Annotated in this window: 6 protein-coding genes; 3 read left to right on the top strand and 3 right to left on the bottom strand. The window is 55.3% G+C overall.

Features of this window, described 5'->3' with window-relative positions:
- Positions 1-36: 36 nt before the first annotated feature.
- The 3 genes from VK738_07360 to VK738_07350 form a co-directional block, all read right to left on the bottom strand.
- The gene (locus VK738_07360; protein ID HTD22455.1) at positions 37-1,302 is read right to left on the bottom strand and encodes an ABC transporter permease; all 1,266 of its coding nucleotides are present in this window, start codon (positions 1,300-1,302) and stop codon (positions 37-39) included.
- Entirely contained in the window at positions 1,292-2,527 is a 1,236-nt protein-coding gene (locus VK738_07355) for an ABC transporter permease (protein HTD22454.1), read from the bottom strand. The genes VK738_07360 and VK738_07355 overlap by 11 nt, the downstream gene beginning before the upstream one ends.
- A gap of 153 nt (positions 2,528-2,680) precedes the next feature.
- Positions 2,681-8,668, bottom strand: a complete 5,988-nt coding sequence (locus VK738_07350; GenBank protein ID HTD22453.1) for an alpha-2-macroglobulin family protein — start codon at positions 8,666-8,668, stop codon at positions 2,681-2,683.
- Between the two features lie 484 nt (positions 8,669-9,152).
- Between VK738_07350 and VK738_07345 the strand changes: the two genes are divergently transcribed.
- The 3 genes from VK738_07345 to VK738_07335 all read left to right on the top strand — a co-directional run.
- Positions 9,153-10,244 carry a carboxypeptidase-like regulatory domain-containing protein gene (locus VK738_07345; GenBank protein ID HTD22452.1) on the top strand — a complete coding sequence of 364 codons (1,092 nt, stop codon included), beginning with the start codon at positions 9,153-9,155 and terminating at the stop codon, positions 10,242-10,244.
- A 132-nt stretch (positions 10,245-10,376) separates the two neighbouring features.
- Entirely contained in the window at positions 10,377-11,123 is a 747-nt protein-coding gene (locus VK738_07340) for a hypothetical protein (protein HTD22451.1), read from the top strand.
- The coding region (locus tag VK738_07335) for an FAD-binding protein (protein HTD22450.1) at positions 11,120-12,078 on the top strand (959 nt) is incomplete at its 3' end. The genes VK738_07340 and VK738_07335, both read left to right, overlap by 4 nt.

The following is a 12,078-nucleotide window of genomic DNA, read 5'->3' as shown; positions in this document are numbered from 1 at the left end:
CTTTGTGGTTAACCAATCCCAGAGGACTGAGGACTGTTATTCGTAGCGCAGCGCTTCTACCGGATCGAGCCGTGCAGCTTTGACTGCGGGGTAAATCCCGAAAAACAGCCCCACGCTCATGGAAACCAGCACGCCGGTCACCACCGCCCACATAGGCACCGAGGAAGGCACCTTCGGCAGGAATAGGTTGAGGAGCAGGCTGATGGTTAAGCTGATGATCACACCGATCATGCCGCCCGCTCCGGTCAATGTAATGGCCTCCGCCAGGAACTGGCCAACAATGTCGCGGCGCCGCGCCCCGATGGCCTTGCGCACGCCAATTTCGCGGGTGCGCTCGGTGACCGACATCAGCATGATGTTCATCACGCCCACGCCGCCGATCATCAGGCCGATGGAGCTGATCACGAAGGTGACCAGGGCCACCATGCCGGTAATCTGGTGGAACTGGGTTGCAATCTCATCGGCGCTGGAGATGCCAAAATTATCGGGCTTGTCATACGGCACCTTGCGGGTGCGGCGCAGCACCTCGCGAATTTCGTCTTCCGCCGCCGCCTTCATGCCCGGATACGGCAAAGCCGCGATGAAATTGTCATTATCAACCGGATGGTGTTTCTCGTAGGTGTGATAAGGCACCACCGCCCCTTGATCGGCCGATTGATTTTTAAAGAACTGCCCTTTACGTTTCTCTTCCACCCCAATGACCTCATATGGAACCGCATCCACAAGAATGGTTTTTCCGAGCGGGTCCGTATTCGGGAAGAAAGTATCAGCCAGGTCGGCGCCAATAATCACCACGTCGGCGCGATGTTCATCCTCCGCCTGGGAAAAGAAGCGGCCCTTCGCGATGCTGATGTTGTATACGTCTTCATACGAAGACAAGCTGCCGTTGTGGTTCACGCCATTGACCTCGTGTCCCTGGTAACGGGCAGTGTGAATACCACCGCGGCGGGGAAAGATGCCAATGGTTAAGGTCTTGACGGCCGGCGCTTGCTCCATGATGGCCATGCCGTCGTCGTAGGTCAACGGCTTGCGTGAGCGCTCTTCCGCACTGAGCCGGCCAATGTGAATGCCAGGCGTGAATTTGTAAATAAAAAGAGTGTCGGGGCCGAAATTCTGCAGCCAGGCCCGCATGTCCTGATCGAGCCCTACCATGATGGCAGAAACGGAAAGCAAAGTGGTGACGCCCATCACCACCCCGATTACGGTCAGCAAAGACCGTAATTTGTTTTCGCGCAGGGTTTTGAGCGCCATGCGGGTGTTTTCACCCAATTCAAAGCGCAGAAAATGTGCTCTAGATCTCATGGCGCAACGCCTCAATGGGATTCAACCTTGCGGCCTTGTTTGCCGGATAGATCCCGAAAAACAATCCAACACCGGCTGAAATGAGCAACGAAACCAGCACCGCCCAAATGGGCACCGACATGGGAATCGAAGCCAGACGCCCCAGTAGGGTGAGCAAATAGGCGATCAGAATTCCCAGGGCCCCGCCGATGGCGCTCATGACGGATGCTTCTACAAGAAACTGCAAAAGGATATCTGAACGGCGGGCCCCCAGCGACTTGCGGATGCCCACTTCGCGGGTGCGCTCGGTCACGCTGGCCAGCATGACATTCATGATCACGACTCCACCTACAAGTACGAATACGAAAACAATTCCTACCATGCCGTTGGCAATTGCCCCGGTGATGTTGTTCCAAAGCTCCATGACGGAATCCGAAGCGAGGATGCCGAAGTTATCCAGGTCGTTGGGCGCCAGGTGGCGGCGGGCGCGCATGATGGTGCGCGCCTCTTCCTCTGTACGATTCATCCATTCGGCGGCAGGCGCCTGCACGTTGATGGTGAGGTTGCGCTGGTTTCCGTAGCCTTTGAAAAATGTCTGGATAGGGATGTACGCAAAGCTGTCCTGGGATTGCCCGAAGGCGTTGCCCACGGGCTTGGCAATTCCCACCACCTGGTACGGATTGCCATCAATCATGATCTCCTTGCCCATGGGATCCACATTGGGAAAGAGCCGGTTGGCGACTTCGGAGCCGATCATGGTAATCGGAGTGCGGTGGTCGTTATCCAGGTCGGAGACATAGCGGCCCGTGGCCGGCTCTTCCACATCCATCTGACTGATGTTGGCGGTCACGCCGCGGATCTCCACGTCTTCCAGGCTCTCGGTGTTGTAACGCACTTTGCCGAGCGTATTGACTTGCACGCCGACCGCCTTGGCCTGCTTCATGTTGTCGCGCAAGAACTCGTAGTCATCCCAGGTTATCTTGCGATTGCGCCGCTGGGCTTTCACGAATTCCTCTAAAGAGGTAATGATAGGAAAGCGGTTGACCAGAAAGACGTTGACCCCCATGTTGGCCACATGGTCGGCAATATACTGGTTCATGCCCTCGATGAGTGAGATGACCACGATCAAGGTTGTCACCGAAAGAATGACGCCCAGCAGCATCAGAAACGACCGCAGCTTGTGGGCGCGCATGGTCTCCAGCGCAACCATCGCCGGCTCTTTGAGGTTGATGCGGGTTCGTCTCATCGAGGACTCCTGCCCGTGCTGGGATACGAATTTCCTGCTCTAAAGGTCTGCGGTATCTCTAGAAGTATATCGAGTTTTGTGCGGAACGAGGGGCGTCCCCTAAAACATATATGACGCGGCAGGCGGATTGATATTAACGCGTGATTATTTTCCTCAGTGGATAACAAACTTTGTTGGCTCTACCACAGCACGCGCCTCCGGATTGTAGTAATCATACAGAAGTGAAGGCGCGGTCTGCGCTACCTCTCCCATGCGCGGGCGGAATGCGAACTCGAAGTGGGTTGCGCCTCCGCCATAATGCGGCCACACATAGGCGACGAGACGGTCAGGAAGAACATCGTAGTGGTTGAGGCTCCATCCGGCGTTCTCGATGGCTTTATCGAGGGACTCGCGATCTACATCTGCTGCCGGAGGCAAGCCTATTTCCGCCAGCATCATGCCATAGCCACGGAAGCCGATGCGTTCCACGTCTACCTGGCAATGAATCTCTTCGCCGATCCTGGCTTCGGTTTTGTCGTAGTGCACCGACAGGTGCAGGATGTCGGAATCACCGTGCTTTTCATCCATGCCTTTGCCGGCGGTTGATGCGGACCAGGGAACATAGTAGGTAGAAACCAGTTGCGCCGAAGAGCGCGCCGCATCGGACGTGCCTGTGAGTTCTACCTGGTCCTCTCCCGGAGAAAAGAATTCCGAGAGATCAACGATGATAGGACTCACAATTTCTTTTCCAGAAGGAATGGTGATGGTTTTCGCTGTCTTTCCATTGACCTTTATTTCTGCCGGATTCTCTCCCTTGTTTATTGCTCCGGATATATCGGTCAGGTCAATGAGAGTTTTAAGTACATTTACCGTTGCCTGGCCGGAGTACCACACACCATAGCGGTCTTTTTCCTGCAGAAGAAAACGCAGCCCGTCGAACAATAAAGGATTCGCGTGATTCTCATCCTGCGCAAGTGCGCGCAGAACCAAAGCCGTTGTCTCCACCTGGCCCGCCGTGCCCCATCCATAGAATGGCGTATTGCGTTGCAGCTCCCAATAAGCTTCTCCATCGCGTTTATGCACCAGTGATTGCAGACGCGTACGCGCCTGCGCCGCGGCGGTTTGTTCTCCCAGGGCAGACGCAACCAAAGCGTAGTTGGCGATGAAATAGGGCTCATCGGTGTCTTGCACATGCTTGTCAAGATAATCAAACGCTGAGTGCAGGTGTCCCAACAAGTTCGTCGGCGAAGGTGTCTGTTTTTTCTCTTCGTCGCTGAGGGTCTGCGCCAGTATGCGGGTTACATAAGACGTAGTTGAACGTTCATACCAGGTTTTGTAGTCATCATTTGCAAACGTATAGGTGGAGATCCACGCGCCATTCTTTCCCTGTTGCTGCAGCAGCCAAAGTTGTGCGGCAGAGATAACGCCCTCATCCACCGCGATAAATTCTTTGGCATCGTTGAGAAACTGGATGGCATAAGCAGTAAGAGCAAAATCCGGCTCTTCTTTGGTCCAGTAGGCAAACCCGTCGCCCGAGCGGTAAGAAAGCAACCGATTGTAGCCGGTTTGCAGAAAATGCCTGGCCAGCGCAGCATTCGGCCCTTCGATGCCTTGCGCCTTATAGGCACGCAACACCAGGAGGTTGGGATAGGTTGAAGAGATGGTCTGCTCGCCGCACCCGTATGGCCGTTCCAGACTTCCTTCGATCGCCTCCATCACATGCGCCATGAGATTGGGATAAATCTTCAGTTCTGCGTGTACCGATCCGGGAATAACGGAATCAGGCAATGCCGCACTGAACTGCGCATGATTAGAGAAGATCTGGCTTTGAGTAATGACCTTCTCTTCGCCGTCAGGATGCACGCTGACCTTGCGTTCAATGGCATCGCTGGCATCACTGCCGATAGCAGTAACACGTTGCTTGCCATCGTGTATGGCGGTGATAGCGCGGAAGGGAAAGATTGCATTTGTAGAATCGCCCGCGGGAACATCAGCGTGCTGGCTTGCCGCACCCAGCAATGTAAACCACGGTTCGGTTTTCATCTCTACATTTACCCGTTGTGGTTTATTCAGGTAATTGCGCAACACCACGGGCAGCGAAATTTCATCGTTCTGGGTCAGCACCGGCGGCGGGTCGTGATCGGCGAAGAAGGGCTGGAAGGCGGTGAATTCTTTTTCTGCGCTGCCCATCTGGCCGTTGGCATCCGAGGCCAACACCGACAGCTTCCATGAGGTGATGTTGTCGGCCAGCTTGAACTTCAGGTGCGAATGTCCACTCTTATCGGTAATAAGCTCGGGCTGCCACAGCAGCGTCTCCGGAAAGTATTCGCGTAATCGTGGAGTTGAAATTGGCGACGCCATTACACCAGGATTGATCGCAGCCAGTTCAGCAGCTTTGCGGCCTGGAAGCGGGGCCTTTTTGACATCGGCCATCGCTGCGGAGATCATTGTGTTCGTTTGAAGCGCCGCGGCCGTCACTTCCACAGTTTCAGCCGTAGTTCCAACATCCAATGTCATGTCTATATGCGTAACGCTTTTGGCGAGCACAACAACACCGTTAACTTGTTGCAGCTTGAATCCCGGACTATTACATCGCAAGACATAAGTTCCTGGAGGCAGTGAGGTCAGCGAGTATTGTCCTTGCGCATCCGTGGTAGCTCTAAATTCGACCCCGGTTGTGTCGGAGACAGCAGTCACGACTGCATTGGCAACGATCGCACCGGAAGGGTCTGTCGCCATCCCGGCAATGGCTCCGGTTTCGTCCGTGAATACGACTTTATCCTTGCCCTGTACTGGCTGCGGAACAACATCGTTTGCCGATTGCTCGGAAACAGTGGTGGAAAACTGCACCAGCTCAAAATCGTCAGCGTCTCCTTTTACTTTGTCCGAACCGCTGCTGCGCAAGCGCACGGTCATGAGGTGCGTAGTGACCGGCTTGCTTTGTTCCTGCCGGGAACCGGAAGCCACTTTGACGAGGATGCGATCGGTGTAAATCGCGTTCTGCTCAAACACCGGGTAGTAGGGCATGCCCCAGGGATCGCGCATTTTGTTGCTGTTCATATCCAGTCCCGCTGCCGAAAGGGCTTTCGCCAGGTCGTCTTCCTTTTCCGGGAAAATGGAGGTGTCGCGATAATAATTCGCAATGGCGGTCCTTATTTGGGCCTCGAGATCGCCGAGATAATCTACTCTGGAAGTCCACAATCTAAAGTCGTCGTAGTCGTAATATGCCTTGGACCGATAGACCTTGTCTGGCCCTCCGCTTATGATACCGATGGTGCACAAACGCCTCTCAATACCAAATTCCAGACGATACGGCTGTCCCCATCGGTCTCTTACCTTCCCCCAGTCAATACCCTGGTTTCGCAGTTCGCTTTTCAAGGTTGCTTCATCAACAATGCATTTGCCGGCATGCTGTTGGTACTGCTCTGCCGTTCGATCGATGGCCTCGCCATAGGAGCGGAAATAGGGCCAGGAGATCGGTTCCACTTCAAAATCATCGGCTGTACCGAAGGTCTTATCCGGCCCGGCACTGACGAAAACCATCTTGTCGAACTCACGTTCCGAGTAAAAACGCGCCCGATAGGCTGTTCCCCACGGGTCACGAATTTCCTCGCGTTTTAATCCGGCATCTGCCAAAAGGCGCCTGAGAGTTTCTTCGTCCCTGGGATATGTGCGATCCTTCTCAACGCGTTGGTTCAAGGCAGTGGCTATCGAGAGAATCCTGGAATGGATCTCTGCTTGGAAAACAGATGCGGGGTTTTCCATTTCACCGCTGGTATCCGTATTCGGACGGCCCTCCCACGATGATTCATTGCGAAGCAAGACCTCGGCCAGCAGATCAAGATCGGCGGGCACCGGCTCACTTACATCCACCTTGTCCAGGTCACTGCGGCGAAACCCGGCGATATCTTCCCGGTCAAACCAATAGCCGTAACCAGACCAGAAATTCCCTCCAGAGCTGAAATCTTGCTCAGTCCGGGCACGGGCATCAACAGCTTTATCGGTAATGGCCAGCGCCAGGGCGCCCTCAACGTTCTCGCCGTTCGGACCCTGCACATGAAGATCGGCCTGGGCGTCTTCTCCTGGACGAAACACGGCCTTTCCCAACCGTACACTCAAGTTCAATTCGTGCTTCTTGGGATAAAGCACTGTGCGCGAGCCGAAGGGAAGCCCCCAATAACCATAAGAGCTGTTTGACATGTCGTACGCGGTGATTTGCACATCATCCTGAAATTGCGAAGAGTAGGGGATGGTGAGCCAGGCCCGGCCGTTTCGCAAATGAACAACTTCTGTCTCAATCAGCTTGGAATGGCTCAGGACCTCAACTACCAAGGCCGTTGTTTTCAAGCTAGACTCAATCTGAATGCTGACCGGTTCTCCCTCGCGATACAGGGCTTTATCGGCCGAGATGCGGATGACATCTTCATCCTGGGAGCTGGTCCGTTCCTGGTGGCGTCCAAACACGCCGTGGCTATCGCGCGCTTCCAGCATCAACCCCAAGTCGGATGAATCTTCCTCCAGTTGCGGTAACTTCAGACCAACAACGCGGGCCAACCCATAACGATTGGTGGTGATTTTGGTCAACGGCGAGTACTGCTCCTGCTGTTCCGCGACCGTATTCTTTTGGAAATACCGCTGAATCGCAATTTCGCACTGACAGGGCTTGCCATCCGCATATTGAGCTGAAAGGTAGAAATTCAACGGCAGGTCTTCATGCTGGCCGCCACTTGGAATGTAGTAAACGTGAATGGCGTATGGTGTGATACGCAAGTCGAAGCGCCGCTGCTCTGTTCGCTGGGTTGTGGCATCCGTGACATAGGCGGCAAAATGCAGATCGTTAAAGCGCGCGTAATCATCGCCCGACAGGTCGTCTTCTTCCTTTTTCAGATTGATGTGTGCCGTAAAGTGGCCGCTCGAATCCAATTCGCCCTTATATTCATCGCCTTCTTCGGTCTCCCATTTTTGTTCTGTGTAGCTCCATCGGTGGTTATCCTCTCGCACGACGCGTACGTGTCCATGCTTGACCGCTTTTCCAAATAAATAGTCGCCTCGCACCTCGACTTCGGCATTCTGGCCCGGCAAATAGTACGACTTGTCAGGCTTTACGTTCACCACGAAATTAGGCAACTCATAGCGGCTGATAGTTACAAAAACCTCTGCGCGCCAGTGGTGAGCGTCGTCACCATCTGCCGGAACTACCTGGATCCTGTAGTCTCCCCGCTGCTGGTTCTCGGGAATTTGCCAGTCCGCATGCACAATCCCAAAGCGGGAACTTTGCAGCGTCTCCCGGAAAATTACCGTGTCGTCTGGATCGGGATTGGTGATCGTCACGATCACATTGGCATTCGCCTTGACTCGCTTGGAGTCGGCCACCAAGAGTGCACGCATGTGCAAAACCTGGCCGGGCTGATAAATTGGCTTGTCGGTGGTGATAAGAGCGTTGCCCAGATAGAGCAGATCAACATCAGGAGAGATTTCACGCTGAAAGCCGCCTCGTGTGGCGATGACACTGAGTTCAGGCCCGTTTGCAGGCTGATTATCGGGGATACTGAATGTCAGAACTGCATTACCGCTTTTGTCGGTGACGGCCTTGCTGTGAAGAACGGTCTCTTTATCGTCGTGAAAATCTAATTTCCCCTCCACCTGGACGCCGGCGACAGGCTGCTGCGTCACCGGATGCTGCGTGTGAACGCGAACCCGATAGACCGAATCACCAAGGACATATTGCGGCCTCCAGGTTTTCAGCTCAAACAGCTGCGGTGTGATTTGCGCGATGGCTACAACGCCGGAGACGGGAGCAAGCTTTGCATCCTGAAACTCGAAGGTATACCGCAGGCGCTCCCAGGGGGCATCCCGGGTCTGCATGTCGGCAGTATCGGTCCAGAAGGAAAATGGAACTGTGATTCGATTGGCCCCGGGAGAAATCGCTTCTTGTTCCTCTGTCTTCCCCCTGACTTTTCCGTCGGAACCAAGGATCTCAATGCCTAAGTGGGCTTGGACGGTTTCAGAAGAGAGGTTCCGGACAGGAAATATGAGCTGACTTCCGGCGTCGTGCAGCTCGATGCGTGTTGCCTTCTCATTGACCTCAATGGTTTGCGCCGGAATTGTCCGGCAGAAAAATACGATCGCCACAACCGCAAGCAAAACTCTGAACCGCAACATAGGTGTCCTCCGGTTTCAGGTGGAACTCTTGCTTCTAAGCTGAGGAACGAGTGGAGTGCTTTTTCTTGCAAGCTTTTTTTCGAGCCGTCTGTGGCCGATAGCTGCCCTTTCACGCTTTTTGTTTGCGAAGGGGGGCGTCTTAGCAGCGGAAAGTCCGCCAGCATGCCTGGACGCAGAATTTCTTCAGAGAATGCCTTTCGGCGGCAATGGGCAAATCAGACATCCTCGGGGTCCTTCGCGCAAAATACGCGGCTTAGGATGACAGAGTGAAAAAACGTGATGCGCGTAATCTACGGCGAGTTTTCTGCTTTTATTTCCCTCTGCGTTCCCCGGCGGCCTCTGCGGTTCGCTTTTACTATAAAATAACGACAAGTGTGAGGGTTCTGTGAAAAAGGATCGTTGCAAGCGAAATGCCCCGGGTTCAGTTCGTGGTTTTGGAAGCTTAATTTGGCTCAGCCTGACTATCCTGTCTTGCCTTCCGGTTTTGGCTCAGACTCAGCCGCAGACTCAGCCGCAGTCCCAGTCGCAGCAGTCCCCTGCCGTACAAGCACCGGGAACAAATGTGCCCGCCGGCGAGCAGGCGCCTGATCAGCAATTAGCGGGACGCATCAGCGGAACCGTGGTTGACGGAACTGGGGCCGTTGTCGTCGGAGCCCGGGTGACACTTTTACGCCCGGGTCAATCGCCAAACGATCAATCCCTGAACCAGGAAGTGCTGTCGGGCAGCGATGGGCAATACTCCTTTGCCAACGTCGTTCCCGGCGACTTTCAGATTCGAATCGCGGCGACGGGCTTCGTGACGCAAACATCCTCTGGAATCTTGCATTCCGGGGAGGTCTACATTGCTCCGCGGAACCCGTTGGTTCCCGCCGTCCACGTTGAAGTACAGGTTGGAGGCTCGCCCGCCGAAATAGCAGAAGAGCAGATCAAGGTCCAGGAAAAGCAGCGCGTGCTCGGCTTCGTTCCCAACTTCTATGTCAGCTATATCCCCGATGCAGTTCCTCTCAACCCCAAGCAAAAATTCGAGCTGGCCTGGAAGACGACCATTGATCCAGTCAACTTCGCCCTGACTGGGGCGGTTGCCGGAGTTGAGCAGGCCGATGGCCGTCTCCGGGGATATGGGCAAGGCGCACAAGGTTATGGAAAGCGCTTCGGCGCATCCTATGCTGACAGTGTTACAGCCACGTTCATCGGGGCTGCCATACTGCCATCGCTCCTGAAACAGGATCCGCGTTATTTCTACAGGGGAACTGGCAGTACGCGATCACGAATCTGGTATGCCATCTCGCGTTCCGTGATCTGCAAGGGCGACAACCAACAGTGGCAACCTAATTACTCGGGGATTCTCGGGAACCTCGCCTCGGGCGGTATCTCAAATCTCTACTATCCAAAGACAGATCGCGGAGTAGCATTGACCTTCGAAAACGCGCTGATCAGGACCGGCTCAACTGCCGTCGCTAATCTGATTCAGGAATTTATCATCCGGAAACTGACACCGCATGCTCCAGATGCCGATCCAACAACCCTCGGAGACAGCTCCAAATTCTCAGCTCCAAGCTCCAGGGAAAAGCAATAGACGCGAGCAAATTCATCGGGACTCCCGGCGCGCACCGAGAGCGTCAAACAAGAACCCTGAAAGAAAACGCCCGAGGCACTAGCCAAAAACCTATTTTCTGACTACTCTATAGGGCTTTGCGGAGGTGAAGGATTGGCGGATTCTCCGGCGCTGGTTCGTCTGGGCAGCACACAGCGGCGCGATGCATGGTGGTTGGAGCTCGTGCCCGTAATCGTCTTGATGGGAGGCTTCAGCGTCTATGCGACGTTGCGGGCCTGGGAGAGCGGTTTTTATGAGTGGGGCCCTTATCTCTCGCCCTTTTACTCTCCCCTGATTGATCCCCACCATCACTGGTGGCCCCTCTCTCCCGCATTTCTGATTCTAGGAGGCCCGCTGAGCTTCCGCGCAACCTGTTACTACTATCGTAAGGCTCTGTACCGGGCCTTCCTTTGGGATCCGCCGGCCTGCGCAGTAGGCGAAGGGCGCCGCAGCTACAGCGGAGAGACTCGCTTCCCCTTTATCCTGCAAAACCTTCACCGTTACGCTCTCTATCTTGCCTTCATCTTTCTTTGCTTCCTCTGGTATGACGCCATTCGGGCGTTTTGGTTTGAGGGCAGCTTCTACGTCGGCTTGGGTTCAGTCATCATGCTGGTCAACGTTGTTCTGCTCTCCTCGTACACCTTGTCCTGCCACTCATTGCGCCATCTGATCGGCGGCAAGCTTGATTGCTTCTCCTGCGTTGCCGGCGGGGGAGCACGCCACTCTGCCTGGACGCTAAGCAGCTTCCTCAACGAGCGGCACATGCTGTTTGCCTGGGCGAGCCTCATCTCTGTCGGGCTGACGGACTTCTACATTCGGCTGGTTGCGACCGGCGCCATTCGGGACCTGAAAATACTGTGAACGAACAACGATTCAACGGAAAATATGAACTGCGCGAGCATGATGTCCTGATCATCGGGGCTGGGGGCGCAGGATTGCGCGCCGCTATTGAAGCCCTGGCCCAGGGCGCGAGCGTGGGCGTGATCTGCAAATCGCTTCTCGGCAAAGCACACACCGTGATGGCTGAGGGCGGCGTGGCCGCGGCCATGGCCAACGTAGACCCGGCTGATAACTGGCGCACCCATTTCCGCGACACCATGAGCGGCGGCAAACTGCTGAACAACTGGCGCATGGCGCAACTGCACGCCCAGGAAGCTCCGGACCGCGTGCGCGAGCTAGAGCAGTGGGGAGCGCTTTTCGATCGCACCGAAGACGGCCGCATCCTGCAGCGGGCCTTCGGTGGGCATACTTTTAAGCGCCTTTGCCATGTTGGCGATCGCACTGGCCTCGAGATGATCCGCACCTTGCAGGACCGTGGCGTCTCGCTCGGCTTTGATGTCTACATGGAGTGCACAGTCACGCGCTTGCTCAAAGATGGCAACCGCGTCGCCGGCGCATTCGCTTACTGGCGCGAGCAAGGACGCTTCATCGTATTCAAGGCCAAATCCATCGTGATAGCCACGGGTGGCATCGGCAAGGCGTGGCGGGTCACATCCAATTCATGGGAGTACACCGGCGACGGCATGGCTCTGGCCTACGATGCCGGAGCCGAACTGATGGATATGGAGTTCGTCCAGTTTCATCCCACCGGCATGGTATGGCCTCCGGGCGTGCAAGGCATTCTGGTGACCGAAGCCGTGCGCGGCGAGGGCGGCATCCTGCGCAACAAGCTGGGTGAGCGCTTCATGGAAAAATACGATCCGCAGCGCATGGAGCTTTCCACCCGCGACGTAGTGGCAAGATCCATTTATACAGAGGTGCGCGAAGGGCGGGGAAGCGAGCACGGCGGCGCCTATCTCGATATCTCGCACAAGCC

The sequence above is a fragment of the Terriglobales bacterium genome, assembly GCA_035487355.1.
Lineage (GTDB): Bacteria > Acidobacteriota > Terriglobia > Terriglobales > Acidobacteriaceae > QIAW01.
The sequence above is the reverse complement of the archived record's forward strand: the minus strand, read 5'-3'. Positions and strand labels throughout refer to the sequence as shown.

Bases quoted from the DNA above. Each gene is read 5' to 3' on its own strand.
- VK738_07360 (HTD22455.1), bottom strand. From the start codon at position 1,302: ATGAGATCTAGAGCACATTTTCTGCGCTTTGAATTGGGTGAAAACACC.
- VK738_07355 (HTD22454.1), bottom strand. From the start codon at position 2,527: ATGAGACGAACCCGCATCAACCTCAAAGAGCCGGCGATGGTTGCGCTG.
- VK738_07350 (HTD22453.1), bottom strand. From the start codon at position 8,668: ATGTTGCGGTTCAGAGTTTTGCTTGCGGTTGTGGCGATCGTATTTTTC.